Source organism: Klebsiella sp. D5A (assembly GCF_001620885.1).
Classification (GTDB): Bacteria; Pseudomonadota; Gammaproteobacteria; order Enterobacterales; family Enterobacteriaceae; genus Klebsiella; species Klebsiella variicola.
The window spans coordinates 433,195-460,054 of sequence record NZ_KV407481.1; the positions used below are offsets into that span (position 1 = coordinate 433,195).

A 26,860-nucleotide genomic window follows, 5' to 3' on the forward strand; every position below is an offset into this window, starting at 1 on the left:
ATGCGCAACGTATCACGGACTGATGGACATAAAAGGCTGCACGCTGTGCAGCGCAAGTTTGTTAATGATGAGGTTCGTGAATGCCCCGCAGTTTATGGTTCAAGGTTTTTGTTGTGCTGGCCGCCCTCTGGGCGCCGTTTAGTCAGGCCGACACCGGATGGCAGCCGATTCAGGAGACGATCCGCAAAAGCGAAAAAGATACGCGTCAGTATCAGGCGATCCGCCTTGATAACGACATGGTCGTGCTGCTGGTTTCCGATCCGCAGGCGGTGAAATCGCTGTCGGCGCTGGTGGTGCCGGTGGGATCCCTGCAGGATCCGGCCGATCATCAGGGGCTGGCGCATTTTCTGGAACATATGACGCTGATGGGGTCGCAAAAATATCCCCAGCCTGACAGCCTTGCAGAGTTTCTTAAACTGCACGGCGGCAGCCATAACGCCAGCACCGCGCCTTACCGCACCGCGTTTTATCTCGAAGTGGAAAATGATGCGCTGGACGGGGCCGTAGACCGCCTGGCCGACGCCATCGCCGCGCCGCTGCTGGATAAGAAATATGCCGATCGCGAACGTAACGCGGTCAACGCCGAACTGACGATGGCCCGGACGCGAGACGGGATGCGCATGGCCCAGGTCAGCGCGGAGACCATCAACCCGGCCCACCCGGCGGCCCACTTCTCCGGTGGTAACCTCGAGACGCTCAGCGATAAGCCCGGCAGCCCGGTACTTGACGCGCTGCATACCTTCCGCGATAGCTGGTACTCCGCCAACCTGATGAAAGCGGTGATCTACAGCAACAAGCCGTTGCCGGAGCTGGCGCGGATGGCTGCTGACACCTTTGGCCGCGTGCCGAATCGTCAGATCAGCAGGCCGGAAATTACCGTCCCGGTGGTAACGGATGCGCAAAAAGGCATCATTATTCACTATGTGCCGGCGATGCCGCGCAAAGTGCTGCGCGTCGAGTTTCGCATCGACAACAACAGCGATCGCTTCCGCAGCAAAACCGATGAGCTGGTCACCTATCTCATCGGCAACCGCAGCCCGGGCACGCTCTCCGACTGGCTGCAAAAGCAGGGGCTGGCGGAAGGTATCCGCGCCGATTCCGATCCGGTGGTAAACGGCAACAGCGGTGTGCTGGCGATCTCTGCTACCCTCACCGATAAAGGCCTGGCGCACCGCGACGAAGTGACGGCGGCCATTTTCAGCTATCTCGACCTCCTGCGTACTCAGGGCATCGACAAACGGTACTTCGATGAACTGGCGCATGTGCTGGCGCTGGATTTCCGCTATCCGTCGATCAACCGCGACATGGACTACGTGGAATGGCTGGCGGATACCATGATCCGGGTGCCGGTCGAGCATGCGCTGGACGTGGTGAATATTGCCGACCAGTACGACCCGCAGGCGATCAAAGATCGGCTGGCGATGATGACCCCGCAGAACGCCCGTATCTGGTATATCAGCCCCCAGGAGCCGCATAACAAGACGGCCTATTTTGTCGATGCGCCGTATCAGGTGGATAAGATTAGCGAGCAGACGTTCGCTGACTGGCAGCAAAAATCGCAGGCCATCCAGCTACAGCTGCCGGTGCTCAACCCCTATATTCCGGATGATTTCACCCTCATCAAAAGCGATAAAGCCTGGCCGCATCCGCAGCTGATCCTTGATGAACCGACGCTGCGGGTGGTGTATGCCCCGAGCCAGTATTTTGCCAGCGAGCCGAAGGCGGATATCTCCCTGGTGCTGCGTAATCCCCAGGCGATGGACAGCGCTCGCCGGCAGGTGATGTTTGCCCTCAACGATTATCTCGCCGGCATCGCCCTCGATCAGCTCAGTAACCAGGCGGCGGTCGGCGGCATTTCGTTCTCCACCGGCGCTAATAACGGATTAATGGTCAATGCCAACGGCTATACCCAGCACCTTCCGGCACTGTTCAGCGATCTGTTGCAGGGATACTTCAGCTATACGCCGACCGAGGAGCAGCTGAAGCAGGCCAAATCCTGGTATGCGCAGATGATGGACTCCGCCGAGAAAGGCAAAGCCTACGATCAGGCGATAATGCCGATCCAGATGGTCTCCCAGGTGCCGTACTTCCAGCGCGAAGTGCGCCGGGCGCTGCTGCCCTCCATCACTCTTAAAGAGGTGCTCGACTACCGCGCCAACCTGAAAACCAAGGGGCGTCCTGAACTGATGGTGATCGGCAATATGACCGCCGATGCCGCCACGACGCTGGCCCGCCAGATCCAGCAGCAGCTGGGCGCCGACGGCAACGAATGGTGCCGTAATAAAGACGTGGTGGTGAACCGGCAGCAGCTGGCGATCTTCAACAAAGCGGGCAACAGCACCGACTCCGCGCTGGCCGCGGTGTTCGCGCCGCCCAACGTGGATGAGTTCAGCAGCACCGCCGCCAGCACCCTGCTGGGGCAGATTATTCAGCCGTGGTTCTACAACCAGCTGCGTACCGAAGAGCAGCTCGGCTACGCGGTCTTTGCCTTCCCGATGAACGTGGGGCGCCAGTGGGGCATGGGCTTCCTGCTGCAGAGTAGCGATAAGCAGCCGGCCTTCCTCTGGCAGCGGTTCCAGGCCTTCTTCCCCACCGCGGAGGCGAAGCTGCGGGCGATGAAGCCGGAAGAGTTTGCTCAGCTCCAGCAGGCGGTGATAAGCCAGATGCTGCAGGCGCCGCAGACGCTGGGCGATGAAGCCTCGAAACTGAGCAAAGATTTCGATCGCGGTAATATGCGTTTTGATTCACGTGATAAAGTAGTGGCTCAGATTAAACTGCTGACGCCGCAAAAACTTGCCGACTTCTTCCATCAGACGGTGGTGGATCCGCAGGGCATGACGATATTGTCCCAGATTTCCGGTAGCCAGAATGGCAAAGCGGACTATGCCCAGCCGAAAGGCGGCAAAGTGTGGGAAAACGTCAGCGCATTGCAGCAATCCTTACCCCTGATGCGAGAGAATGAATGACCGACACCGCTGAGTCTTTGGATCCCCTGCGCTTGCCCCTGAGGGGCGAGCGCCTGATAGAAGCCTCTGCGGGCACCGGAAAAACCTTTACCATCGCCGCGCTGTATCTGCGGCTGCTGCTGGGGCTGGGCGGCGAGTCCGCCTATTCCCGCGCTATCAGCGTCGAAGAGCTGCTGGTGGTGACCTTTACCGAGGCGGCGACCGAAGAGCTGCGCGGGCGTATCCGCAGCAACATCCACGAACTGCGCATCGCCTGCCTGCGCGGCGAATCCGACAATCCGCTCTACAGCGCGCTGCTGGCGGAGATCGTCGATAAAGACGACGCCGCGAAGACGCTGCTGCTGGCTGAACGGCAGATGGACGAGGCGGCGGTATTCACCATCCACGGCTTTTGCCAACGGATGCTGAGCCTTAACGCCTTCGAGTCGGGCATGCTGTTCGAGCAGCAACTGATCGAGGATGAATCCCGCCTGCGCTATCAGGCCTGCGCTGACTTCTGGCGCCGCCACTGCTATCCGCTGACCCGCGATATCGCGGCGGTGATCCACTACGTCTGGAAAGGGCCGCGCGATCTGCTGAAGTCTCTTGACCGCTGGCTGCAGGGCGAAGCGCCGCAGCTTAAGTCGCCGCCGGCCCCCGACGAGACGCTGGCCGAACGCCATCAGCAGATCATCGGCCGCATTGACTCGCTCAAGCAGCAGTGGCGCGAGCAGGTGGGCGAGATCGAAGGCGTGCTGGAAAATTCCGGGCTCGACCGGCGGAAATACAATCGTGGCAACCAGGGCAAATGGCTTGAGAAAGTGAACGCCTGGGCGCAGGAAGAGACGTTAAGCTACCAGCTGCCCGACGCGCTGGAGAAATTTGCCCAGTCGTTTCTGCTCGAGCGCACCAAAGCCGGTGGCGAACCGCCGGTGCACCCGCTGTTTAGCGCCGTAGAGTCGCTGCTGGCCTCCTCGCTGACGCTCACCGATCTGGTGCTGGCGAGAGCGATGGTCGAGATCCGCGATGCGGTCGCCCGCGAAAAGCGCCGCCGCGGCGAGCTGGGGTTTGACGATATGCTCAGCCGGCTTGACGAGGCGCTGCGCGGCGACAGCGGCGAGACGCTGGCCAGCGCCATTCGCCAGCGTTTTCCGGTGGCGATGATCGATGAATTTCAGGACACCGACCCCCAGCAGTACCGGATTTTTCGCCGCATCTGGCGCCGGCAGCCGGAGACGGCGCTGCTGCTGATCGGCGATCCGAAGCAGGCCATCTACGCCTTTCGCGGCGCCGATATCTTTACCTATATGAAAGCGCGCGGCGACGTTACCGCGCACTACACCCTCGATACCAACTGGCGCTCCTCGCCGGGCATGGTGAGCAGCGTCAATCGGCTGTTCAGCCTCAGCGATAACCCCTTCATGTTCCGCGAGATCCCGTTTCTGCCGGTGAAGGCGGCGGCAAAGAATCAGGGGCTGCGCTTTACCGTTGACGCGGCGGACGTACCGGCGATGAACGTCTGGCTGATGCCCGGCGACACCGTCGGGTCTGGCGATTATCAAACGTTTATGGCGCAGCTCTGCGCCACGCAGATCCGCGACTGGCTGAGCGCCGGGCAGCAGGGGCGCGCGCTGCTGTGGCGCGGGGAAACCTCGCGCCCGGTGCAGGCCTCGGATATCACCGTGCTGGTGCGCAACCGGCTGGAGGCGGCGCAGGTGCGTGAAGCGCTGCAGACGCTGGGCATCCCCTCGGTCTACCTCTCCAACCGCGACAGCGTTTTCGAGACGCTGGAGGCCCAGGAGCTGCTCTGGCTGCTGCAGGCGGTGCTGGCCCCGGAGCGGGAAAATACCCTGCGCAGCGCGCTGGCGACCTCGATGTTTGGCCTGACCGCGCTGGATATTGAAAACCTGAACCAGGATGAGCAGGCGTGGGACGCGCTGGTGGAAGAGTTCAGCGAATACCGCCAGATCTGGCGTCAGCGCGGAGTGATGCCGATGCTGCGGGCGTTGATGACGGCCCGGCATATCGCCGAGAATCTGCTGGCGACCCGCGGCGGCGAGCGGCGCTTAACCGACATTCTGCATATCAGCGAACTGCTGCAGGAGGCGGCCAGCCAACTGGAAAGCGAGCATGCCCTGGTGCGCTGGCTGGCGCAGCATATCGCCGAGCCGGACAGCAACGCCGCCAGCCAGCAGATGCGTCTCGAAAGCGATAAGCACCTGGTGCAAATTGTCACCATTCACAAGTCAAAAGGGCTGGAATACCCCCTGGTCTGGCTGCCGTTTATCGCCCGGTTTCGTAAACAGGACCAGGCGTTCTACCACGATCGCGAGACGTTCGCGGCGGTACTGGATCTGGGCCAGGATGAGGCCAGCCTCGAGCTGGCGGAGGCGGAACGGCTGGCGGAAGATCTGCGCCTGCTGTACGTCGCCCTGACCCGTGCGGTCTGGCACTGCAGCCTCGGCGTGGCGCCGCTAAGCAGCCGGAAATCCGGCAACAGCGATTTCCACCTCAGCGCGCTGGGGCGGCTGTTGCAGGCGGGCGAAGCCATGGACGCCGCCGGGCTGGCCGCGCGGCTGGTGGACTTCTGTCATGGCGATATTGCATTACAGAGACCGGGCGAGCTGGATCTGACCCCGTGGCAGGCGCCCGCGGCGACCATCCCCCCGCTGTCGGCGCGCGAGCTGCAGCGCCGCATCGCCGACGACTGGCGGGTGACCAGCTACTCCGGACTGCAACAGCATGGTTTCAGCGGCGGGCAGGATCTGCTGCCGCGTCTGGATGTCGATGCCGCCGGCGTCGGCGAAGTCGTGGAAGAGCCGCAGCTGACTCCGCACCAGTTTCCGCGCGGCGCCGCGCCGGGGACCTTCCTGCACAGCCTGTTTGAGGAGCTGGACTTCACCCAGCCGGTGCCGGACGGGTGGATGGCGGAGAAGCTGCAGCTGAGCGGGTTTGACGCGCAGTGGGCGCCGGTGCTGACCGACTGGCTGGGGGGCGTGCTGAAGACTCGCCTGCCGGGAGCGGATATTGCGCTCAATCAGCTTGCGGCGCGGGATAAACAGGTGGAGATGGCGTTTTATCTGCCTATCGCTCAGCTGCTGACGGCGGAGCGCCTTGACGCGCTTATCCGCCAGTACGATCCCCTCTCCGCCGACACGCCACCGCTGGATTTCCGCCAGGTGCGTGGCATGCTGAAGGGCTTTATCGATCTGGTCTTCCGCCACGAAGGCCGTTATTACCTGCTGGATTACAAATCCAACTGGCTGGGGGAAGACCGCGAGGCCTACACCCGGCCGGCAATGGAGCAGGCGATGCGTGCCCACCGCTACGATCTGCAGTATCAGTTGTACAGCCTGGCGCTGCACCGCTATCTGCGCCACCGGCTGGCCGATTATGACTATGACCGCCACTTCGGCGGCGTGATTTATCTTTTCCTGCGCGGCATGGACGGGCAGGAGGGAGGGCAGGGGATCTTCACCACCCGGCCGGTGAGACCGCTGATTGACGGTCTGGATCAGCTTTTTGCCGGAGAAACTCAGGAGGAGGCCTCATGACTTTCGAACAATTACTGCTGGCGGCGGTGGAGCAGCGTCTGCTGCGGCCGCTGGACGTCCAGTTTGCCCTGATGGTGGCGCAAAACGACCCGCCGGCGGTCATGCTGGCGGCGGCCTTGCTGAGCCGGGATGCTGGCGAGGGGCACGTTTGCCTGCCGCTGTCGCGGTTGAGCGGCGACGAGGCGCTGAGCGGAAAAGCGGGGGAGATCCGCGATCGGCTGCTGGCCGAAGCCGGCGCGCCGGAGGACTGGCCCGCGCTACTGCTCGCTTCATCGGCAGTGAGCTGCGGCGATGCTCCGGCGCCGATGATTTTATGCGGCGACCGGCTCTATCTGAACCGGATGTGGCGCAACGAGCTGACCGTCGCCCGCTTCTTTAACGAAGCCAACCGGGTGCTGGAGATGGATGAGGCGCGGCTGGCGTCAACGCTAAATGCGCTGTTTCCCGCCACTGGCGAAACCGACTGGCAAAAAGTGGCCGCGGCGGTGGCGCTGACCCGCCGTATCTCGGTGATCTCCGGTGGTCCCGGGACCGGGAAAACCACCACCGTGGCGAAGCTTCTGGCGGCGCTGATCCAGATTGACGACAGTCCACGCTGTCGTATTCGCCTGGCGGCACCGACGGGGAAAGCGGCGGCGCGCCTGACCGAATCGCTGGGCGCGGCGCTGAGAAAGCTGCCGCTGACCGATGCGCAGAAAGCGTTAATTCCCACCGAGGCCAGCACGCTGCATCGTCTGCTGGGCGCCCAGCCCGGCAGCCAGCGCATGCGCTATCACGCCGGCAACCCGCTGCATCTGGATGTGCTGGTCGTGGATGAAGCCTCGATGATTGACCTGCCGATGATGTCGCGGCTTATCGACGCGCTGCCGGCCCACGGGCGGGTGATTTTCCTCGGCGATCGCGACCAGCTGGCCTCCGTGGAAGCGGGGGCGGTGCTGGGGGATATCTGCGCCTGGGCGAGCTCGGGCTACACTGCCGCGCGGGCGCAGGAGCTGACCCGGCTGACCGGTTCTCCGGTGCCCGCGGGCGATGGGACTATCGCTGGCGCGCTGAGAGACAGCTTGTGCCTGCTGCAAAAGAGCTATCGCTTCGGCAGTCACTCCGGCATCGGGAGCCTGGCGCGGGCGGTGAATGCTGGCGCGCGCGCGGAGGTGAAGGTCACGCTGCGCCAGCCGTTTGACGATATCGCGCTTCATCCCCTCAGCACGACTGAAGAGTACGAGGCCATGCTCGGCGCGGCCCAGCAGGGCTATGAACGCTACCTGCAGCTGCGCCGCGAGCGGGCCGAACCGCAGGCCATGCTGGCCGCTTTCAGCGAATTCCAGCTGCTGTGCGCGCTGCGTGAAGGGCCGTACGGCGTGAGCGGCGTCAATGAGCGGCTGGAGCAGCGGCTCAACCGCCAGCGGGCGATCGCCCTGCCGCGCCACTCCCGCTGGTATGACGGCCGACCGATCATGATATCGCGCAACGACAGCGCGCTGGGGCTGTTTAACGGCGATATCGGCATAGCGCTGGAGCGCAACGGCGAGCTGCGGGTGTGGTTCCTGATGCCCGACGGCACCATCAAGTCGGTGCAACCGAGTCGCCTGCCGGAGCATGATACCGCCTGGGCGATGACCGTGCATAAATCGCAGGGCTCCGAGTTCGAACATGCGGCGCTGATCCTACCGGCGCGCAGCGTCCCGCTGGTGACCCGCGAACTGGTCTACACGGCGATCACCCGCGCGAAACAGCGATTGTCGCTCTATGCCGACGAGCAGGTGCTCTCCCAGGCCATTGTGACGCGCACCGAGCGGCGCAGCGGCCTGGCGGAGATTTTCGCCGGGCGCGAAGCCCCCTGAGAGGCCGCATCCGGGCGATGGGAAAATAATGCAGCCCGTTGCCCGGACTGGCAGAAAAATCAGTAGCTGAAGACCAGGGGGATGAGCCAGAGCACCGATATCGAGTTCATGGCGCAAAAGCGGACTGCCGCGCCGCTGGCCAGCGGTGGGGTGGAACAGCGGGCACAAAAAATCACCAGCGAGGAGATGAGAACATTCATGCCGGACGTCAGGGCCAGCAGGAATAATATCGCGATGGCGGCGCCGAGCGCGGCATAACCATGCTGATGATGGCGCTGGTTATCCCAGAGCAGCAATATCATCAGCAACCACGGATAGAGGGTGACCGTGGCGGTAATGAGGTTGATATGTCTGACCAGCCAGTTCGGTTTGGTTTCCATTATTTCAGCGATCCTTGCAGGGCGGGTGGCGGCCGTGGCGCCAGTCGACGTCCTGTCGACAGCCAGTAGCATATCGGTGAGCCAGCGAGAAAGAAATGGTCTGCGCGGAAACCAGGAATTTAGCCCGCGTACCGCAGACGAGCGCTGGCGCGAAGCGTGGCGGGAGACCGGCCCAGGATAAAGCGATAAGCGTCGCGCTATCCCGGGCCGTTAGAAAGGGTGAAGAAGGGCCTAAGCGAGGTCGGCCATCAGCACCTTCGACCGGCGCTGATAGTTATACATCTGCTTTTTACTCTCCGGCAGCAGGTCGATATCCACCGGCGTGAAGCCGCGCTCCTGGAACCAGTGGATGCTGCGGGTGGTTAGCACGAACAGCTTGCTCAGTCCCATCTGTCTGGCCTGAGCGGCAATACGCTCCAGAAGCACCTCTCCCCGCGACGAGCTCCGGTAATCCGGATGCACCGCCACGCAGGCCATTTCGCCGATCTTCTCTTCCGGGAAAGGATAGAGGGCAGCGCAGGCGATAGTGGTGTTATCGCGCTGAATAATGGTGAATTTGTCGATCTCCATCTCCAGCTGCTCGCGGGAGCGGCGCACCAGGATGCCCTGCTGCTCAAGCGGGCTTATCAGCTCAAGAATACCGCCGATATCGTTGATGGTCGCCCGGCGGATCTGCTCCGCGCTCTCCATGACGATCTGGGTGCCGATGCCGTCGCGTGAGAACAGCTCCTGCAGCAGCGCGCCATTTTCCTGATAGCTGATCAGGTGGCAGCGCCGCACGCCGCTGCGGCAGGCCTTCACGGCCCCGCGCAGGAAGCGCACGGTGCCGGAGTTATAATCTTCGTCCGCTTCCAGCTCTTCGACGCGGGCCTGCGCCTCATTAGGGAACAGTTCGGAGACGATTTCCCCGGCCTGGTTGTAAACCCCTTGCGACGAACAGAAGCCGATCATTTTCTCCGCCTTCAGCTTGATGGCCAGCTGGGTGGCGATCTCTTCCGAAGTCAGGTTAAAGCTCTCGCCGGTGACCGACACCGCGACCGGCCCCATCAGGACAATGGCGCCGCTGTCGAGCTGACGATGAATCGCCTCTTCGTCAATGCGGCGAATGCGTCCGCTGTGGCAATAATCGACGCCGTCATCGACGCCCAGCGGCTGGGCGATGATAAAGTTGCCGCTGACAACGTTGATATGGGCCCCCTGCAGCGGGGTGTTGTTGAGGCTCATCGACAGGCGGGCGGTGATCTCCAGCTGCAGCATCCCCGCCGCCTGCTTAACCAGCTCAAGCGTTTTAGCGTCAGTCACTCGCGTCTGCTTGTGATAGACCGGCTCGTGGTGGTGCTCGGCGAGGTTAGCGTCAATCTGCGGGCGGGCGCCATAGACCACGACCAGGCGAATGCCCAGGCTATGCAATAATCCTATGTCATTGACAATATTTGAGAAATTTTCATGCTCAATGGCTTCGCCGCCCAGCATGATGACAAACGTTTTTCCCCGATGGGCATTAATATAGGGAACAGAATGGCGGAATCCTTCTACCAGTTCAGTGCGACGTTCCTTCACCATGACAAACCCTCAATGCATGATTATTCGTAATTATTGTATTTTTATTCTGTTTTGCTGTTAAACGCAAGTGCCAATTTTAGGCTAAGCCACGAAAAACATGTGACCCGGCGCAGGGTGTCAATGAATGTTTACCCTTTTATAGATGACAGGTTATATGCCTTTCGTTAAAGTTTCTGGTCAATCTGTTTGTTTTGGGTACAAATGCGTTTTTATTGCTTGGGAGTGGCATGTCGGGAAACAACTCTGGATTAAGCCGTCGCCGTCTGCTGCAGGGCGCGGGCGCCATGTGGTTAATGAGCGTGAGCCCTGTGGGGCTGGCTGCCGATGCGCGGGTGGTCGCTGTTCGCGTCTGGCCAGCATCGACCTACACGCGCGTCACGGTAGAATCGAATCATGTGCTGAAATACCGGCAGTTTGCCCTCAGTAACCCGGAGCGGGTGGTGGTGGATCTGGAAGGGGTTAACCTGAACTCTGTGCTGAAGGGCATGGGGGGGCAGATCCGCGTGACGACCCCTTTATTCAGTCCGCTCGCGTGGGCCAGTTTGATCCGCAAACCGTGCGCATGGTTTTTGAGCTCAAGCAGAACGTTAAGCCGCAGCTGTTTGCCCTCGCGCCGGTGGCCGGCTTTAAAGAGCGTCTGGTGATGGATCTCTATCCCGCCAACGCCACCGATGTTCAGGATCCGCTGCTGGCGCTGCTCGAGGATTACAACAAAGGCGATCTGGAGCGTCAGGTGCCGCCGGCGCAAAGAGGACCGCAGCCGGGCAAAGCCGGGCGTGACCGGCCGATTGTCATTATGCTCGATCCCGGACACGGCGGCGAAGACTCCGGCGCCGTGGGGAAGTATCGCACCCGCGAGAAAGATGTGGTGCTGCAGATTGCCCGCCGCCTCCGGGCGCTGATCGACAAAGAAGGCAATATGAAGGCCTATATGACCCGCAACGAAGACGTGTTTATCCCGTTGAAGGTGCGTGTCGCCAAGGCGCAGAAGCAGCGCGCCGACCTGTTCGTGTCGATTCACGCCGACGCCTTTACCAGCCGCCAGCCCAGCGGTTCCTCAGTGTTTGCCCTCTCCACCAGGGGGGCCACCAGTACCGCGGCAAAATATCTCGCCCAGACGCAGAACGCCTCGGATCTGATCGGTGGGGTCAGCAAGAGCGGCGACCGCTATGTCGACCACACCATGTTCGATATGGTGCAGTCCCTGACCATCGCCGACAGCCTCAAATTTGGCAAGGCGGTGCTGGAGAAAATGGGCAATATCAATAACCTGCACAAGAATCGGGTAGAGCAGGCGGGCTTTGCGGTGCTGAAGGCGCCGGATATCCCCTCCATTCTGGTGGAGACGGCGTTTATCAGTAACGTGGAAGAAGAGCGGAAGCTGAAAACGGCCAAATTCCAGCAGGAGGTAGCCGAGTCGATCCTCGCCGGGATTAAAGCCTACTTCGCCGACGGCGCGACGCTGGCCCGTCGCGGATAACCACACAGGAAAGGGATATGGCCTTACTGAAAAGCGCCCATGGCGGTAACATCCGCGAGGCCGCCGCCCTGCTGGGTATTGCGCCCGGCGAGCTGCTGGATTTTAGCGCCAACATCAATCCGCTGGGGATGCCAGCTTCGCTCAGGCAGGCGATCGTCGACAACCCAGGCTGCGCCGAGCGCTACCCTGACGTTGAATATCAACAGCTGCATCAGGCGCTGGCTGCCCACCATCAGCTGCCGGCGGCGCATATCCTTGCCGGCAACGGCGAAACTGAATCGATCTTCACCCTCGTCCACGGCCTTAAGCCGCGGCGGGCGATGATCGTCATTCCTGGTTTCGCGGAGTACCGGCGGGCGCTGCAGACGGTGGACTGCGAGTTGGTGGAGTATGCCCTCCGGGAGTGCGATGGCTGGCAACTGACTGACGCCATCCTCGATGCCCTGACTCCGGCGCTGGACTGCCTGTTTCTTTGCACCCCGAATAACCCCACCGGCCTGCTGCCGGAGCGGGGCCTGCTGGAAGCCATTGCGCAGCGCTGTCGGGCGCTGAACATCAGCCTGATCCTTGACGAGGCCTTTCTCGATTTTATCCCCGACCAGCCGGGATTTATTCCCCTGCTGGCGCAGCACCCGCACGTCTGGGTTCTGCGCTCGCTCACCAAATTTTATGCTATTCCGGGGCTGCGTCTCGGCTACCTGCTCAACGCTGACGCCCAGGCAGTGGCCCGGCTGCGCGAGCGACAAATGCCGTGGTCCATCAATGCCTATGCCGCCCTGGCCGGAGAGATCATCCTCCAGGACCGGGCGTATCAGCGGGCCACCTGGCAGTGGCTGCAGGAGGAGGGGGCGCGTTTCTGTTCACGACTGAAAGAGATTACCGGGCTGACCGTGTGGCCCGGGCGCGCCAACTATCTGTTCTTGCGCTGCGACAGGCAAGGGCTTGACCTGCAATACGCCCTGCTGCGCCAGCATGTGCTGATCCGCAGCTGCGCCAACTACCCGGGGCTGGATAGCCGTTATTTCCGGGTGGCGATCCGTAGCGCCAGCGAAAACGACCAGCTGCTGGCGGCGCTGCGCCGGGCGCTGGCCTGAGGCCTACTGCAGGGTGACGCCCCCGGGCACCATCGCCAGCAGATGCTGCTGCGGCCAGTGGGCGGCGATGTCGCTCTCTGCCAGCCGCCATTGCAGAAATTCGACGTCATGACGACGGCGGTCCAGCAGCAGGCCGACGACGCTGCCGCTGTGCGCCACGTTAAGGCCATACAATCCTGCGCTTTCCACCAGTTGCAGTAGCGCGTCAAACCCCGGTTTGGGCAACAGCTGCTGGCTGGCGATGGCGCTGATGGTCGCCGCTTCGCCCAGCAGCTGTGGGCTGCCGCAATGGCAGGCCTGCTGTACTTTCTCCCACGCCAGCTGCAGCCGGGAGGCGTTAGCCAACAGACCCGCCTCGCGCGGCAGCTGGTGGTAGTCGGTGGTGCGCAGCGTCAGCGGGCTCTCCAGTACTAACAGGTCGAGCGCCGGCGGAGGGGGACAGGCGATTTGCGTGGCGGCGGTATTATGGTCGAACAGCGTCAGCTGGCGAAACAGGGTGCTGTCGGTAGGCTCCAGCGCGACGCACAGGCGCGCCAGCGTCGGCTCATCCATTAGATGGCCCAGATGATGGGCGGTGGCGACGGCGGTGGCAGCGATATCGGCGGTGCTGCTGGCCATCCCTTTGGCCACCGGGATCGTTGAGTGCAGGGTGATGCGGATCTGCTGGCTCAGCGCTGGGGGGTAGCCCCAGTGGGCCAGCAGCTGGTCGACCATCGCCCGTGACAGCGGCCGCTCATCTTTTCGCGGCACCCCGGTCTCGACCTCGACGGTGCTGTACCAGTCCACCGGGCAGGAGACCAGTTTCTCGCTGCCGAGGATCCAGCCCTGGATAAGTTCTCCGCACGAGGCGGGACATTGTGCAACAGCCACGTTTTCACCTTTCCGCTTACCTTCGCCAGGGCGCATAGTGGCATGGCGACCCGCCGGTTACCATGATTCTCCGCAAGAGGAGGTACGTCGTTTAGGCCGACACCGCCAGCTCGCGCGCCTGCGGCAAGGCAAGACGCATGACGTCGCGGGCAATCATCAGCTCTTCATTGGTGTTGATCACCGCCACTTTGACCAGCGCATTATCCGCCTGAATAAAGGTCGCGCTCCGCTGGTTTTTCTCGTCGTCCAGTGCGAGGCCGAGAAAATGCAAATTGCGGCAGATCGTCGCCCGCGCCCGGGCGGAATGCTCGCCTATGCCGCCGGTAAAGATCAGCGCGTCCAGACCTCCCATCTGCATGATATAGCTGCCGATAGTCGCGCGAATGCGTTCGGCAAACAGCGACAGCGCCAGAGCCGCCCTTTCGTTGCCGGCGTCGGCTGCCTGTTCGACGTCGCGGTAGTCAGAAGACACGCCGGAGACGCCCAGCAGCCCGGATTCATTATTCAGCAGCTGGCTGAGCTGCAGGGCGGATTTCCCCTCTTTCTCCACCAGCCAGGGAAGAATCGACGGATCGATATCGCCGCTGCGGGTGCCCATCATCACCCCGGACTGGGGAGTAAAGCCCATTGAGGTATTCACCGACTGCCCGCCTTTGATGGCGCAGACGCTACAGCCATTGCCCAGGTGGCAGCTCACTACCCGCAGGGCGCTCAGCGGTACGCCCAGCTTTTCCGCCAGCGCGCTGCTGACATAGTGATGGCTGGTGCCGTGAAAACCGTAGCGGCGAATGCCCAGCTCGGCGTAATAGCGCCAGGGCAGGGGATAGAGCCAGGCCTCCGGCGCCAGGGTCTGGTGAAAGGCGGTATCAAAGACCGCTACCGCCGGTACCGCCGGCAGCCGCTGGCGAAAGAGGCGAATGCCCAGCGCATTGACCGGGTTATGCAGCGGCGCCAGCTCCGCCAGGCGTTCGATCTCCCGCAGGGTGTCGTCGCAGACCAGCGCGGCGTCTTTGAAGCGTTCGCCGCCGTGGGCGACGCGGTGGCCAACGCCGTCTATCTCCTGCAGGCTGCTCAGGATCCCGCGGCCGGTCAGCGCCTCCAGCAGCAGGGTCACTGCCTCATGGTGATCGGCGATGGGCAGCGTCTCCTGCCATTTCTGTGCCGACGTTTTCAGCATGAAGCGGGCCTCGGGCAAGCCAATACGTTCGATCAGCCCCTGGCAGAGCAACGCTCCCTGCGGCATGTTAAGCAGCTGAAACTTCAGGGAGGAGCTGCCGGCGTTGATCGCCATGATTTTATAGGTCATTGATATTCCTCTGCGTTCAGGCAGGCGAGCAGGTCATCAAGCCCGTCGCCGGTTAACGCGCTGGTGATAAAGATATGTTCGGCGCCTGCTGCCTCGAGCCATGCCCGGACCTGTTCCAGACGGGGCGGGGCGGCCAAATCGGCTTTGGTGACCACCCCGATAACCGGGCGGTTCATCGGGGCGGTAAACCCCGGAGAAAAAGGTGACCAGGGCGCATCGGCATTCAGTACCAGCGCGATGACATCTGCCTCGCAGGCGCTGGTGAGCAGCGCGCTGTACAGGCAGCGGTTTTCCAGATATTCCCCCGGGGTGTCGATCGCGGCCGGCGTCCAGACGATGGCCTGCGTTTTCTGATAACGCAGCGTTTCGCCACGCAATACCTGGGTCAGCGAGGTTTTGCCGCACTGACTGGGTCCGATAAGCATCAGGCGTTTCATGGGCTCAGGTCCGTGTGATCGGACAGGCGGTGAAGCGCATCAGCTCACCAAGGGTGCGTGTGACCTGCCTGAGCGCGTACTCCACCGCGGAGACATCGCCGGTCAACACCACCGCGCCGGTGAAGCGATCGAGAAAGCCGATCTCCACCGCGCCAGACTTGGTGGCGATGTCGCAGGCGATGATTGACGCCTCACTGGGGGTAATGGTGAGAATGCCGATGGCGGAGACCGCGTCCGGCAGACCCAGCTTTTTGAACAGATCTTTGCCCGGATTGGCGATGAGATGCGCCAGAGTGACCTGTTTACCCGGGACATACTCCTGGATCATGCGTTCGGTAGGGGTTTGCGATTCCATTATCCCTCCATCAGCTGTTGCCACAGCGCATCGTGCGGTCGCGGGATCACTGCCCGGTAAACCAGTAATCCTTTCTCGCCTGCGCTGTCGCTGGCCACCGTGACGGCGTTGTCGACATCGGCGATATCACCCGCCACCACCATGTAGCATTTGCCGCCGATACCAAACGCCATATGAACGCGAACCAGGGTGACGTTGGCGGCTTTCACCGCGCGGTCGGCGGCGCTGATGCACGCTGCCACGCTCCAGGTTTCGACGATCCCCGCCGCCTGTCGCTGCTCGACCACGTTGAGGCCGCTGATCGCCGGCAGTACGCTGGGGTGAATGTTGGCCAGCACCAGGCTGTCCACCACCATCTCCCCGGCGCGCGCCGTGCCGGCGGCGATTGCCTGTTGCACGGCGCCGACGTCGCCGCCGAGCATCAGCAGGAATTTCCCGGGACAAAGGGTTCTGCAGAGCAGGAGCTGTACGTTCGCGCTTTTCAGCATGACGTCGCCCAGCTCCATTCCCCTGGCGATGCTGGTCAGTTCTAAAATTCCGATAGCCTGGGTCATGATTAACCTCTTACAAGCGTAATGGCCTGCTCCGTGATGGCGGAGACCTGGCCGTCAATACTGGCGTGTACCGGCGCACCGAGGGCGTCGGCAGGGATGTCTGCCAGCAGCTGGCCGCGCGTTACTCGCTCTCCCGGTGCGACGCAGGGAACGGCGCTGATGCCGATATGCTGGCGCAGCGGCAGGGTGACGCAGCCCACCTCCGGCTCCACCGCCGTCAGCGGCGCCTCCTGATACCAGGGATCAAGCCCCAGTTTGCTGATGAGCCGTTTGACCGGCACCAGGCGGTGCTTCGCCATCTCGTCCGCCGGACGTAGCGGTCCCTCGTAGCGCAGGTTTTTCGCCCTCAGCTCACGTTTCAGCAGACGGTTGATGCGCATGGGGGAAATCCCCACCGGGCAGGCGACGCTCTCGCAAACGTTGCACTCCGAGCAGGTCAGGGCGCTGAGCAGCAGCGACGGGGTGGCCGCCTGGCGATAGTTCACCGCCCGCACCAGCAGGTGGGGAGAAAGCTCATGGCCGATCAGGTGCCGGGGGCATAAATCCGTGCATAAGCGGCACTGCTCACAGACGGTGCGGGCGATGGCGAGCAGGGTGCGCTCATCCTGCCGCCGCCGCTGGATCAACGGATGGTTGCCCGGAAGCACCAGCAGGCCGCCGGTGGTTTTGGTGACCGGTGTCTCCAGGGAGGTCATAAGCGAGCCCATCATCGGACCGCCGTTGATAAAGCCCGGATCGGCAACCGTCGCGCCGCCGGCCAGATCCAGCACCTCGCGCAACGACATGCCCAGCGGGACAGTCAGCGTCAGCGGGCGGGCGACGGCGCCATTGACGGTCAACGTCCGGCGAGTCACCGGATAGCCCTGCTCCACGGCTCTGGCGATATTGAGTACCGTCTGCACGTTATTGACCACTACGCCGACGCTGACCGGCAGCGCGGCAGGCGGCACGCGGCGCCCCGTCGCCAGCCAGATAGTAAGCACCTCATCCCCGGCCGGATAGACGTCAGGCAGAATATGCAGCCGGGCCCATTCCGGGAGTCGCGGGGTTAACGCCGCAATCGCCGGAGTATATTTCGCCTTCAGGGCAATGATCCCTTCCCGGGCGCCGGTGGCGGTCATTGCGTAACCCAGGCCGCGAATCAGCCGGTCAGCCTGCTGCGCCATCAGCTGTTGATCAACCTTCAGCATCGGTTCGCATTCGGCGGCGTTCACCAGCACGGTATCCACCCTGGCCTGCAGTTTGATGTGGGTCGGAAAGCCCGCCCCACCGGCGCCCACCACGCCGGCGGCCCGGACGCGCTCGCGGATCTCCGCCGCGTCAATGTCTGGTAGTGGCACTATCGCTTCACTCATTGCAGGCTCTCCAGCAGTTGCGCGATGGCCGCGCCATCGGCCGGACGCGGGTTGGTGCGCAGGGTGGCGTCGGCCAGCGCGGCCGGCACCATGGCGGGAATTCGCGATAAGAAAAGGGGATATTTTTCCTGCAAGACGCCCTTGAGGGTGGGAATGGCGCACTGCTGTTTCAGTGTTTCCACCGCGGCAAGCAGCGCCTGGAGAGCCTCCTGTTCGCCAGCTTCCGGCGGGCAGAACTGGCAGGCCCTGGCCAGGCGCGCATAGCGCTTCGCCGCTCGCGGCTCGCCGGCGTTGAAGCGGATCACCGCGGTCAGCAGCAGCGCGTTGGCCAGGCCATGGGGGAGGTGAAACTGGCCGCCAAGCTGATGGGCGATAGCATGATTGAGTCCGAGGCCAGCCTGGCTAAAGGCCATGCCGGCAAGGGTTGAGGCATTGTGCATTTTACTGCGGGTCGCGACGCAGTCGCCCTGGCGAACCGCAACGGGCAGGGCGCGAAATACCAGCCTGGCGGCTTTTTCCGCCAGTGCATCGGTAAAATCGGTGGCCTGCGGCGATACCCATGCCTCAAGGGCGTGGGTCAGGACGTCCAGTCCGGTATGGGCCGTGATGGTGGGCGGTACGCTGACCACCAGCGACGGGTCAAGGATCGCCATATCGGGACAGAGTGCCTCATGGAACAGCGGGTATTTGATCCCTTTTTCCGGATCGCTGATGACGCAGGCGCTGGTCACTTCCGACCCGGTACCGCTGGTGGTGGGGATCGCCACGCAGGTGTCGACAGGCAGCCCGCCCTGCTGGCTGAACCAGACGATCGCCTTGGCGGCGTCCATCGCCGAGCCGCCGCCGAAGCCGATCACCACCTGCGGACGCAGGGCCTGCATCTGCGCTATCCCTTTCGCCACGGTGTGAATGGTCGGATCCGGTGTAATATCGCTGAACACGCTGACGCGGTTGCTGGCGGGCAGCGCGGCGCGCAGCCGCTCGAACAGCGGCGAACGCGCCAGGAAGCCGTCGCAGACGATCCAGATGTGCTGATGGCTAAAGCGCTGCAGCGCGGCCAGGCTCCCCGGGCCGCTGTAGAGGCGCGTTTGCAAAGAAAAGGTGTGCATGGCGCCCCCGGTTAGCGAATGGAAAAACCGTTGGTCAACACGCAGCGCCGCAGGCGGGCGAACGTCCGCGCGGAGGTGGTGCCTTCCCCGGTTGGCGTGGCGATGGTGAAGGTGGTAAACCCTTCGCCGCCGACGCCGATTCCCGCGTAAGACGGACCATTTTTGACAAAGATGGAGGTCTGCAGCGTGCGTGCCGCCAGATTGAGCCGCGAGACATTCTGCGAGTGCATAATGGCGGTGTGGTGCAGACCCTCCTCAACGCGCAGGGCCAGCGCCAGGGCGCTATCAAAATCGGCGACCCGGACGATCGGCAGCACCGGCATCAGTTGCTCGCAGGTCACCCAGGGGTCGTTCGCCTGCACCTCGGCTATCAGCAGGCGAGGGGGGCGGGAAGGGACGGCGAGACCGGCGGCCGCCAGCAGCGCAGCCGGACTTTTACCGACCAGTTTTTTATTCGCCGCGCCGTCGGGCAGGCAGACGGCGCGCAGGGTATCGGTCTCCTGCGGGCTCAACAGCAGCGCGTCAAAATCCTGCATCTGCTGGATCAGGCGGTCAGCGACGGAGGCGACGACGATCAGGTTTTTTTCGGCGATACAGGGCAGGTTGTAATCGAAGGCGGCGCCGCTGATGATATCTTCGGCGGCTTTGACGAGATCGGCCGTTTCATCAACGATGCACGGCGGATTGCCGGCGCCAGCGCCGATCACTTTTTTACCGCTTTTCATGCCCATCGCCACAATGCCAGGGCCGCCGGTGATAGCCAGAACGGCAATCAGCGGGTGGGCCATCATTTGCTGGGTGGCTTCAAAGGTCGGCTCGGCAACGGTCACCACCAGGTTACGGATCCCGCTGCAGCGGTAGGCGATCTCTTCGATCCTGGCGATAAGCGTTAACGAGACCTTTTTCGCGCCGGGATGGGGGCTGAAATAGACGCTGTTACCCGCCGCCAGCATGCTGATACTGTTGTTGATAATGGTTTCCGTTGGGTTGGTGCTGGGCGCCACGGCGCCAATAACCCCGAACGGTGAGTACTCAAACAGCACCATCCCGCCATCGCCGGTGAGGGCGCTGGTAGTGAGATCCTCAATGCCCGGTGTGTTCTCAAGGGCAGCTTTATTTTTCAGATATTTATCTTCTTTGTTGCCCATGCCGGTTTCCGTGGCGCTCTCCTCCGCCAGCGTCGCCAGCTCGGGGGCCAGCGTCTCCCGCAGCGCGCTGATAATGGCGCTGCGGGTTTTTAGCGGACACTGCTGATAGCGGAGAAAAGCCTGATGGGCGGCGTCGATGGCGCTGCCGACGTCGCGGAAAATGCCCTGCTGTTCCTGAGAAACGGGGGCGGGCGCGAGCTTTTCGCTGAGAATGGTGCGGATAAGGGTTTCCAGTTCTGCTGTATTCATTGATGTGTTCTCACGTTAATGGCCGCCATAGCAGCCTGTGCAATAGCCATATCCTGCTCGATGCTGCCGCCGCTAATCCCGAGGCCGGCTATTAGCTGGCCATCGCGCCACAGCGGATATCCGCCGCCAAAGGTGACGACTTTGCCCTGCAGATGGCTCTCCAGACCGTACAGCGCAGCGCCTGGCTGTACGGTCGTCGCGAGCTCGTGGGTGGCGGTTTTCATGGCGACGGCGGTCCAGGCTTTTTTCGGCGCCAGCTCGCTGCTGACCAGCAGCGCATCGGGCATTCGCCAGGTCACGGTTTCGGTACCGTGTGCGTCAACGATGCTGACCACCACCGGCACCTGCAGCTGGCGGGCGTGTTCGATAGCCTGACGGGTAAGCTGATGCAGCTCGTGAAAGGAGAGTGCCCCGGCCTGGGCTTTGGGCGCGTCGGACGCAGGCGACCCGCTGGCGGCCAGGTAGCGGGCCGCGATCTCCGCGACGAGGCGGCGCTGGTGATCGGCATGATCCTCGCTGCGCGCCAGGGCATACAGACAGTCAGATAAGCGGTTCAGATAACGCAGCAGTATCTGACGGATAGTGGCCTCTGCCGCCAGCTCGACCAGCCGGCGCTCCGCCCGACGGGAAACGGTGCGGGCCAGGTGCAGACGACTGGCGGCTTCGCACCGTCCGGGCAACACAAACTGGTGCAGCGCCGGCACGCGGGCCATCTCGCGATCGATGGTCTGCTCCAGCAGGGCAATCTCTTCGCTGCTGATATAGCGCTTACCCGGTGATGGCTGTTCGCTGTCGCTGGCGAGCTCCGCGCTGAACCAGAAAATATGTTGCTGCAGGGCTTCGAGCAGGACGCGATGTTCCTCTTCAGCGACGGCGCAGACGCACAGGCTCAGCACCGCGTTCAGTTCATCCAGGGTGCCGTAGGCTTCGACGCGCGGATGCGTCTTGCTGACCCGCTGGCCGGTAAAGAGTGATGTACTGCCGGCATCGCCGGTTCGGGTATAGATAGCCACAGGCGCCCCCTTAGCGTGAAAGTGAGTCAACAATGCCCACAACGGCAAGATCGATGGCCTCATTCGGGCCGCTAAAGACGTGGCGTGCGCTCGAGCCGCTGCAGAGCAGCACCAGTTCGCCGACGCCAGCGCCAACCGAATCTACCGCCACTTCATCGCCGCTCGCGGGCGGAAATGGATGTTCGTCGTCTGTGCTTACCCGGCGCACCAGCAGCAGTTTTTTGCCGTTCAGAGAGGGCGATTTTTGCGTCGAGACGACGGCGCCGGTCACGCGTGCCAGATGCATAGTTCATTCCTGCGTAATCAATTGAACATGCCGCGCGACGGCCGCTTCGCGGGCGAGGGCGGTGATAATGGGGCGGCGGCGCAGCACCAGATAACCTCCGTGGAGGCGGGCTACATCGGCGTAGGTGAGCACCGACGCGGCGTGAAGCCTGATGGGCTGGCCAGGCGGGTCGCTGAACGTCAGCGGCAAACGGGCGAGTTTTTTTACCGCCAGCGCGGGGAGCAGGGCGGGAAGCAGCGTTAACTGTACCCGAACGCCCCAGGCCATCGCCTCATGCAACGCGCAACCGGCGGCCGTCAGCGCGCGCTGGCCGGTAAGCTGCTCCAGCAGCGGTAAATCCACCTGCACGATGCGCAGCGAAGCGTGCTGGCACAGCAGGCTTTGGATATCCGCTTCGCCGAGCTGGGCCACGCTGAGCGTGGCCGTGCTCAGGGCGCGACGGCGCAGACGGGCGGCGACCTCTTCGACGATACGCTGCAGCATCGCGTGGTTCATGGCTTCGTCACCAGCGTAGCCCAGGCCTGCGCAGCGTCAGCGCCTGCCGCATTGGCTTCGTCAGTATCGATGTGCATCTCAAGACGCATATCCGGGGCTACGCGGACCGCTACATTGTCGAAGATAAGCCGCCTGTCGCTGCCTTCGATCGCCACCGCGACGCTATCGCCATGGGCGACGCGCAGGATCAGGGCATCGAGCGGGGACATATGAATATGTCGTTGGGCGACGATCGTCCCGCTGCTCAGCTCCAGTTCGGCAAAGGGGCTTATCAGGCGGATCCCCGGCGTGTCCTGCAGATTGCCGGACATGCGCAGCGGCGCGGCGATACCAAGGGTCCGGGCGTCGGTGCGTGAGATTTCCACCTGGCTGGTCTGGCGCAAAGGGCCGAGCAGGCGCACGTTATTTAATCGTCCTTTGGGGCCAACCAGGGTCACCGTCTGCTCTGCGGCATACTGCCCGGGCTGCAGCAGCGCTTTTTTCGGCTGGATGGGCTGAGCGGGAAAGAGCCTGGCATAGTCCTCCGCCGCTAAATGGATATGGCGACTGGAGATACCGATTGGGATGGGACGCTGGCGCATCTCATCCAGCACTTTGTTGACTGTTGAAGCCAGCTGTTGTTTATCCATTACGCGTCACCTCGTTTACCGGCGTGCAGGCACTGCGAGCGAGGTTCGCCTTTTTGCCGGGGACAGTGCGGGTCCAGGCACAGGTTGCAGGTCACCTGCTCCGCAGGGCGGGGGAGGGTGTCTGCGGGATCTCTGCGCTCATCCATTACGGTGGCGTTCTCCTCTTCCAGAGCAGCGTCAGGTGCTGGTGAAGGCGCTTCGACGCGGGCTGGCAGCAGGCCTGCGCCGGGCCTGGCGATAACCTTCTGCGCCACCAGCCCCTGCTGCCGTTCGGCGAGCTCGGCCCCGGTCATCACCGCCGCCTGGACAGAGGCCACATCACCGGCGATCTTCACCACCATCCAGCCGGAGCCGTTGGTCTTTTCCAGGGCGAGCAGCGTGATGGCGGCCGCTTTCGCCATGGCGTCGGCGCAGGTGATGGCCAGAGCCAGGCCGCTGACCTCAAGTAATCCCAGTGATTGCTTCACGCGGTGCTCCTTGTTTCCAGGTCAGACGGATTTCGGCAGAATGGCCTCAACATCGCTGTGCGGGCGTGGGATCACATGGCTGGACTTGACCTCGCCGACCACGCTGGCCGCCGCGCTCCCGGCGTCAACGGCGGCTTTGACCGCGCCGACGTCTCCGCGGACCATCACGGTAATCAGCCCGGAGCCAATTTTTTCGTAACCAATCAACTGCACGTTGGCGGATTTCACCATTGCATCAGCGGCTTCAATGGCGCCAACCAGGCCTTTCGTTTCAACCAGTCCTAGTGCGTTATTCATACTGTGTTCTCCTGTGGATTAAGCATTGCGATCCCGAAATGGGATCCCTTTGACGAGACGAGCCGCATTGTTGCCAGTGTTTCGCCGGGCCAGCCTGTCCTGGTGATACCTCAGCGAAAACAGCGGAGTTGATGCGGGTAAATTTTTGTAGTGCACGATGAGTCGTTCCCGGTCGCAGGCGATGCCCACCAGCAGCGGCGAACGCTGCGCCGCCTGCCAGGCGTGATGGACAAGATCGCCGCCGGTCCGCGGTTGCAGAACGAAAGGAATGCCTTCCTCTTCAATGCCCAGCAGGACATCGCGCCACTGTTCGCTGCATTCGTCAGTGACGGCAATGACAATGGCGGGGGCGACTACGCTACTCTCCATGCGTGCCTCCTTTTTGCCAGGAGAGGAGTAATCCGCTGGCGACCGCATTGCGCGGGCCTTCACTGCCGCGGATGTTGCCGCGCCCGGCAACCAGCCGGTAGTGCGCCAGCGCGTCGGTGACCAGCTGGGGGATCTCGAAATCGAGGGACGAGCCGCCCACCAGCACCACGAAGGGAATGTCGCGAATGTTGCCGGTAGGGCTCACCTGACGTAACGCCCGCAGGGCGTTGGTGACAAAGACGCGTGATTTGGCGCTACGGCGAATGGCGCGCACTTTCTCCAGCGGCAGATCGCCGGGCAGGGGAACCAGTTCATCCGGTTTCACCACGCAGACGCGGGCAAATACCGCCGGTGGTAAGGCCGACGGAAAAAACTGGACGCTGCCGTCTTCATGACGCAGATGAAACAGGCTTTCGACTTTCGCCAGCGGGTATTTTTTGATCTCTTCCGCCAGGTAGCGGTCCTCAAGCCCCAGCTCGCGGGCGATGATCATCGTGACCATATCGCCGGCGCCGGCCAGGTGAGTGGCGCTGATCTCTCCTTGCGCATTGATAATGGAGGCGTCGGTCGACCCGGCGCCCAGATCGAGGATCGCCAGCGGGCGCGTGGTGCCGGGAGTGGTGAGCGCCCCGAGAATGGCCGCTTCCGCCTCAGCGCCACCCACCTGAACCGCAATCTGCAGTTTGTGCTCAATTTCACGGGCGATCAGGGCCATCTGCAGGCGATCCGACTTGACCATCGAGGCGATACCCACCGCCTGCTCCAGCGAGAACTCCCCCGCCAGGGCACCGGTCACGCTGACCGGCACCGCCGTATCAACGGCCAGCAGATCCTGAATGCGGATCTCCTGAGCTGGCTTATTGGTAAGCTCCGCCATGGTCTGGCGCACGTGCTCAAGCATGCCGCCGATATTGGTGCCCGCTTCTCCCGCGACGTTGTCCAGTTTGCCGCAGCCGTCAACCGCCTTCATGATGGCTTCCGCCCCGGCGGCCACATCAACCTGTACGCTGCGCCCCTGAGCGATGAGCAGCAGATTCCCCGCCGGAATAGTCCGTGCCTTGACGTCGCCGGAGGGGGTTTTCACCACTACGGCCGAACGATTGCCAATCAGCGCCCGCGCCATTGGCACGATATTTTTGGTCTCTTCGGCGTTGAGATCGAAAACGGTGGCAATACCGTAGGGGTTGGAGAGCGTTTCGATGATCTTGCCGGGTAAAGCGACCTCGACCGCCGCCAGCATGCCAAGTGGAATACGGTCGATATGCTGAACTTCATCGATCACCGGCAGCGGTTGCTGTAGCCGGTTATTGACCAGCACGCCGTCATCCTGCTGCAAAATAATGCCGGAAATCTGATAGCCCGCTGCCGTCGCCGCATTGACCATCGCAGCGACATCGGCAAAGTCAAAGGCTGAGGAGACCACCAGAATATAGGGGGTGTCCGCAGCGCAGGACAGCAGCGCCTCCGGTGTGATGGTGATGCCGACCCCCAGTCCGACGCCGCCGGGTGTCTTCGGGTTGTGGCCGATCATGGTGGACTCGGTGATGATGGTTTCCGTGATGGTCTCCATCGCCACATCGCCAATGACCGGCGTGGCTTCGTTAATGCGAATAAGCGAGATATCGCTGACCTGAATGCCTGCCGCTTTTGCCGCCTGTGTTAGCGCCTCCTGAATACCGAACACATTACGTAATGTGCCTTTAATACCGGTGGTTTCAGCCAGCGCGCTGTGGCGGATGTTCAGCACACCTGCGTCATCGACCGTCGCCAGGGCGACCTCTGTCGATGAGTTGCCAATATCAATGCCAGCGATATAGCACATGCTTGCCCCCTGTTAATCGTCGCCTTTCAGTTTTTTACGCTCGACGTACAGCCCGGCCGCTTCCCGAACAAAGGCGGCACAGAGCCGGGCCTGGTAGCGATGCTCGAGGTCATCAGCGATCGCCAGTAGCTCCGCCTGGGTGGAACGGTATGGGCGCAGGGCGTTGTAGATCTCAAGGATCCGGTCGTCGGGAACCGCGGTGAGCTCGGCGGCCCGCTCAAAGTTCATCGCCAGCCGATCGCGTCCGGCATCCTGGGCGATCGCCGCCTGCATGCGCAGCGTTTCCGGGGTGATGCGCATGTCCTGTGCCGTAACGCGATCGCTTAATACGTTCTCCAGCGTCAGGTCATCGAGCGTTTTATTGGTAGCTGTTTTGACCCACTCCGGATGGCGGGTGGCTAACGGGTAGTCGCTGACTTTAGGCTGGCGAGCGGTGTCGTTTGTCGGCGCGGCTGGCGCGGGCGTTGCCCCGTCCTGTAGGCTGTTCATCCGGCTCAGCACGTCGCGTACCATGGATTCAATTGCGTCGGTATTCATCGGGATATCCTTTGTTAAAGCGCCATGCGCAGTTCCTGCGGGTTTTTGCCGGTCACTACGTATTTGGTCTCTTTAATGTGCAAAATGGCCGACTTCGCCTGGTATTTGGGACGAGCCATCTGATCGTTGAGCGTCGGCACCGGCTGCGGCGACTCGCGTTTGGCGTAGCGTGCGGCGTTTTTGCCAATCTGGCGGTAGGTTTCCAGGGTCAGCAGCGGCGCCTGCGGGAAGAGTTCCAGATTGGAAAGCGGCGGCAGGCCCCGCTGGTGGATGACAGTGGTGCCTTTCGACTGAATACCGATCGAGATGCCGGAGCCGCTCAGGCGGTTGCCTTCCACCGCCACGAAGGCGACGTCAGAAGATTTAAAGCAGCGGATCACCCGGGCTTTGATGCCTTCTTCCTCAATGCCGGCGATCACTTCGCGCAGGATATTTTTATGCGGAATGCCGACGATATTGGCGGTTTGCGCCAGGCCAAAGGCGGGCCCGACGGCAATGATGACTTCATCCTGCTGCGTGCCGGGTTTGGCTTCGCCGATTTCCGTCAGGAAGCTGTCGCTGGACACAGGCGCAACAGCGGCCGACGCGACGGAAGCGGCAGGCGCGCTAAAGGAGACCGGCTTATCTGCGCCTGATTTCATCTCCGACAGCACCTCTTCGATAATCTGGCGCAGCAGCGTTTCGTTAATTTCCATTTTTCACCCC

General features: G+C 62.4%; 24 protein-coding genes and 1 pseudogene. 5 read left to right on the top strand and 20 right to left on the bottom strand.

The window, feature by feature from the left end; all coding sequences use genetic code 11:
* Positions 1–80 precede the first annotated feature (80 nt).
* The 3 genes from ptrA to recD are packed head-to-tail and all read left to right on the top strand — an operon-like array spanning position 81 to position 8,340.
* Positions 81–2,966, top strand: a complete 2,886-nt coding sequence (ptrA, locus tag AS136_RS02130) for a pitrilysin (protein ID WP_023323233.1) — start codon at positions 81–83, stop codon at positions 2,964–2,966.
* Positions 2,963–6,499 (top strand): exodeoxyribonuclease V subunit beta, encoded by a 3,537-nt coding sequence (gene recB / locus AS136_RS02135; RefSeq protein ID WP_023323232.1) that lies wholly within the window; start codon positions 2,963–2,965, stop codon positions 6,497–6,499. Before ptrA ends, recB begins: the two co-directional genes overlap by 4 nt.
* The gene (gene recD, locus AS136_RS02140) at positions 6,496–8,340 is read left to right on the top strand and encodes an exodeoxyribonuclease V subunit alpha (RefSeq protein WP_023323231.1); all 1,845 of its coding nucleotides are present in this window, start codon (positions 6,496–6,498) and stop codon (positions 8,338–8,340) included. The genes recB and recD overlap by 4 nt, the downstream gene beginning before the upstream one ends.
* A 59-nt stretch (positions 8,341–8,399) precedes the next feature.
* Here recD and AS136_RS02145 read toward each other — a convergent pair whose 3' ends face one another.
* Together AS136_RS02145 and argA are read right to left on the bottom strand one after the other, a co-directional pair.
* Positions 8,400–8,720 (bottom strand): hypothetical protein, encoded by a 321-nt coding sequence (locus tag AS136_RS02145; RefSeq protein ID WP_023323230.1) that lies wholly within the window; start codon positions 8,718–8,720, stop codon positions 8,400–8,402.
* A 231-nt stretch (positions 8,721–8,951) separates the two neighbouring features.
* Positions 8,952–10,283 (bottom strand): amino-acid N-acetyltransferase, encoded by a 1,332-nt coding sequence (gene argA / locus AS136_RS02150; RefSeq protein WP_004149616.1) that lies wholly within the window; start codon positions 10,281–10,283, stop codon positions 8,952–8,954.
* A gap of 227 nt (positions 10,284–10,510) precedes the next feature.
* Here argA and amiC point away from each other — a divergent pair.
* Both amiC and cobD read left to right on the top strand, forming a co-directional pair.
* Positions 10,511–11,763 (top strand): annotated as a pseudogene (gene amiC, locus AS136_RS02155) (N-acetylmuramoyl-L-alanine amidase AmiC).
* A gap of 17 nt (positions 11,764–11,780) precedes the next feature.
* On the top strand, positions 11,781–12,857 hold the full coding sequence (cobD, locus tag AS136_RS02160; protein ID WP_012967290.1) for a threonine-phosphate decarboxylase CobD: 1,077 nt from the start codon (positions 11,781–11,783) through the stop codon (positions 12,855–12,857).
* Between the two features lie 3 nt (positions 12,858–12,860).
* Here the strand turns inward: cobD and AS136_RS02165 are convergent, their stop codons facing one another.
* From AS136_RS02165 to pduD, 18 genes are all read right to left on the bottom strand, one after another.
* The gene (locus AS136_RS02165) at positions 12,861–13,727 is read right to left on the bottom strand and encodes a GHMP family kinase ATP-binding protein (protein ID WP_032739034.1); all 867 of its coding nucleotides are present in this window, start codon (positions 13,725–13,727) and stop codon (positions 12,861–12,863) included.
* 91 nt (positions 13,728–13,818) lie between these two features.
* Positions 13,819–15,033 (bottom strand): acetate/propionate family kinase, encoded by a 1,215-nt coding sequence (locus AS136_RS02170; RefSeq protein WP_023323228.1) that lies wholly within the window; start codon positions 15,031–15,033, stop codon positions 13,819–13,821.
* Positions 15,030–15,470: a propanediol utilization protein PduV gene (pduV, locus tag AS136_RS02175; RefSeq protein WP_022065722.1), complete on the bottom strand. Its 441-nt coding sequence runs from the start codon at positions 15,468–15,470 to the stop codon at positions 15,030–15,032. Before pduV ends, AS136_RS02170 begins: the two co-directional genes overlap by 4 nt.
* A 4-nt stretch (positions 15,471–15,474) precedes the next feature.
* On the bottom strand, positions 15,475–15,825 hold the full coding sequence (pduU, locus tag AS136_RS02180; protein WP_023323227.1) for a propanediol utilization microcompartment protein PduU: 351 nt from the start codon (positions 15,823–15,825) through the stop codon (positions 15,475–15,477).
* The gene (gene pduT / locus AS136_RS02185) at positions 15,825–16,379 is read right to left on the bottom strand and encodes a propanediol utilization microcompartment protein PduT (RefSeq protein WP_023323226.1); all 555 of its coding nucleotides are present in this window, start codon (positions 16,377–16,379) and stop codon (positions 15,825–15,827) included. The genes pduU and pduT overlap by 1 nt, the downstream gene beginning before the upstream one ends.
* 2 nt (positions 16,380–16,381) lie before the next feature.
* On the bottom strand, positions 16,382–17,734 hold the full coding sequence (locus tag AS136_RS02190; RefSeq protein ID WP_023323225.1) for a 4Fe-4S dicluster domain-containing protein: 1,353 nt from the start codon (positions 17,732–17,734) through the stop codon (positions 16,382–16,384).
* Positions 17,731–18,843, bottom strand: coding sequence for a 1-propanol dehydrogenase PduQ (gene pduQ, locus AS136_RS02195; protein WP_023323224.1), 1,113 nt, complete (start codon positions 18,841–18,843; stop codon positions 17,731–17,733). Before pduQ ends, AS136_RS02190 begins: the two co-directional genes overlap by 4 nt.
* Positions 18,844–18,854: 11 nt before the next feature.
* Positions 18,855–20,240 carry a CoA-acylating propionaldehyde dehydrogenase PduP gene (gene pduP, locus AS136_RS02200; protein WP_023323223.1) on the bottom strand — a complete coding sequence of 462 codons (1,386 nt, stop codon included), beginning with the start codon at positions 20,238–20,240 and terminating at the stop codon, positions 18,855–18,857.
* A complete protein-coding gene (gene pduO / locus AS136_RS02205) occupies positions 20,237–21,253 on the bottom strand; it encodes a two-domain cob(I)yrinic acid a,c-diamide adenosyltransferase PduO (RefSeq protein WP_023323222.1) in 1,017 nt (338 codons plus the stop codon). The genes pduP and pduO overlap by 4 nt, the downstream gene beginning before the upstream one ends.
* Positions 21,254–21,263: 10 nt before the next feature.
* The gene (locus AS136_RS02210; protein WP_008806309.1) at positions 21,264–21,539 is read right to left on the bottom strand and encodes a EutN/CcmL family microcompartment protein; all 276 of its coding nucleotides are present in this window, start codon (positions 21,537–21,539) and stop codon (positions 21,264–21,266) included.
* 3 nt (positions 21,540–21,542) lie between these two features.
* Positions 21,543–22,034 (bottom strand): microcompartment protein PduM, encoded by a 492-nt coding sequence (gene pduM, locus AS136_RS02215; protein ID WP_023323221.1) that lies wholly within the window; start codon positions 22,032–22,034, stop codon positions 21,543–21,545.
* Positions 22,031–22,663: a phosphate propanoyltransferase gene (locus AS136_RS02220; protein ID WP_012540670.1), complete on the bottom strand. Its 633-nt coding sequence runs from the start codon at positions 22,661–22,663 to the stop codon at positions 22,031–22,033. Before AS136_RS02220 ends, pduM begins: the two co-directional genes overlap by 4 nt.
* Entirely contained in the window at positions 22,663–23,130 is a 468-nt protein-coding gene (locus tag AS136_RS02225; RefSeq protein ID WP_023323220.1) for a BMC domain-containing protein, read from the bottom strand. The genes AS136_RS02220 and AS136_RS02225 overlap by 1 nt, the downstream gene beginning before the upstream one ends.
* A 21-nt stretch (positions 23,131–23,151) precedes the next feature.
* Positions 23,152–23,427: a propanediol utilization microcompartment protein PduJ gene (pduJ, locus tag AS136_RS02230; RefSeq protein WP_002915806.1), complete on the bottom strand. Its 276-nt coding sequence runs from the start codon at positions 23,425–23,427 to the stop codon at positions 23,152–23,154.
* Positions 23,428–23,445: 18 nt separating this feature from the next.
* Complete coding sequence (locus AS136_RS02235) at positions 23,446–23,796, bottom strand: glycerol dehydratase reactivase beta/small subunit family protein (protein WP_008806305.1); 351 nt, start codon at positions 23,794–23,796, stop codon at positions 23,446–23,448.
* Complete coding sequence (locus AS136_RS02240) at positions 23,786–25,618, bottom strand: diol dehydratase reactivase subunit alpha (protein WP_023323219.1); 1,833 nt, start codon at positions 25,616–25,618, stop codon at positions 23,786–23,788. Before AS136_RS02240 ends, AS136_RS02235 begins: the two co-directional genes overlap by 11 nt.
* 12 nt (positions 25,619–25,630) lie before the next feature.
* Positions 25,631–26,155, bottom strand: a complete 525-nt coding sequence (gene pduE, locus AS136_RS02245) for a propanediol dehydratase small subunit PduE (RefSeq protein ID WP_012540674.1) — start codon at positions 26,153–26,155, stop codon at positions 25,631–25,633.
* A 14-nt stretch (positions 26,156–26,169) separates the two neighbouring features.
* Complete coding sequence (pduD, locus tag AS136_RS02250) at positions 26,170–26,850, bottom strand: propanediol dehydratase medium subunit PduD (protein WP_016161755.1); 681 nt, start codon at positions 26,848–26,850, stop codon at positions 26,170–26,172.
* Between the last annotated feature and the right edge of the window lie 10 nt (positions 26,851–26,860).

Excerpts from the sequence above, each read along its gene's own strand:
- argA (WP_004149616.1), bottom strand. The coding sequence starts at position 10,283 with ATGGTGAAGGAACGTCGCACTGAACTGGTAGAAGGATTCCGCCATTCT.
- pduQ (WP_023323224.1), bottom strand. The coding sequence starts at position 18,843 with ATGCACACCTTTTCTTTGCAAACGCGCCTCTACAGCGGCCCGGGGAGC.
- AS136_RS02235 (WP_008806305.1), bottom strand. The coding sequence starts at position 23,796 with ATGGAGAGTAGCGTAGTCGCCCCCGCCATTGTCATTGCCGTCACTGAC.
- recB (WP_023323232.1), top strand. The coding sequence starts at position 2,963 with ATGACCGACACCGCTGAGTCTTTGGATCCCCTGCGCTTGCCCCTGAGG.
- ptrA (WP_023323233.1), top strand. The coding sequence starts at position 81 with ATGCCCCGCAGTTTATGGTTCAAGGTTTTTGTTGTGCTGGCCGCCCTC.
- pduE (WP_012540674.1), bottom strand. The coding sequence starts at position 26,155 with ATGAATACCGACGCAATTGAATCCATGGTACGCGACGTGCTGAGCCGG.
- AS136_RS02240 (WP_023323219.1), bottom strand. The coding sequence starts at position 25,618 with ATGTGCTATATCGCTGGCATTGATATTGGCAACTCATCGACAGAGGTC.
- pduP (WP_023323223.1), bottom strand. The coding sequence starts at position 20,240 with ATGAATACAGCAGAACTGGAAACCCTTATCCGCACCATTCTCAGCGAA.
- AS136_RS02190 (WP_023323225.1), bottom strand. The coding sequence starts at position 17,734 with ATGAGTGAAGCGATAGTGCCACTACCAGACATTGACGCGGCGGAGATC.
- pduU (WP_023323227.1), bottom strand. The coding sequence starts at position 15,825 with ATGGAATCGCAAACCCCTACCGAACGCATGATCCAGGAGTATGTCCCG.
- cobD (WP_012967290.1), top strand. The coding sequence starts at position 11,781 with ATGGCCTTACTGAAAAGCGCCCATGGCGGTAACATCCGCGAGGCCGCC.
- pduV (WP_022065722.1), bottom strand. The coding sequence starts at position 15,470 with ATGAAACGCCTGATGCTTATCGGACCCAGTCAGTGCGGCAAAACCTCG.
- AS136_RS02145 (WP_023323230.1), bottom strand. The coding sequence starts at position 8,720 with ATGGAAACCAAACCGAACTGGCTGGTCAGACATATCAACCTCATTACC.
- pduT (WP_023323226.1), bottom strand. The coding sequence starts at position 16,379 with ATGACCCAGGCTATCGGAATTTTAGAACTGACCAGCATCGCCAGGGGA.
- recD (WP_023323231.1), top strand. The coding sequence starts at position 6,496 with ATGACTTTCGAACAATTACTGCTGGCGGCGGTGGAGCAGCGTCTGCTG.
- AS136_RS02220 (WP_012540670.1), bottom strand. The coding sequence starts at position 22,663 with ATGGATAAACAACAGCTGGCTTCAACAGTCAACAAAGTGCTGGATGAG.
- AS136_RS02170 (WP_023323228.1), bottom strand. The coding sequence starts at position 15,033 with ATGACCTATAAAATCATGGCGATCAACGCCGGCAGCTCCTCCCTGAAG.
- pduM (WP_023323221.1), bottom strand. The coding sequence starts at position 22,034 with ATGAACCACGCGATGCTGCAGCGTATCGTCGAAGAGGTCGCCGCCCGT.
- pduJ (WP_002915806.1), bottom strand. The coding sequence starts at position 23,427 with ATGAATAACGCACTAGGACTGGTTGAAACGAAAGGCCTGGTTGGCGCC.
- AS136_RS02210 (WP_008806309.1), bottom strand. The coding sequence starts at position 21,539 with ATGCATCTGGCACGCGTGACCGGCGCCGTCGTCTCGACGCAAAAATCG.
- pduD (WP_016161755.1), bottom strand. The coding sequence starts at position 26,850 with ATGGAAATTAACGAAACGCTGCTGCGCCAGATTATCGAAGAGGTGCTG.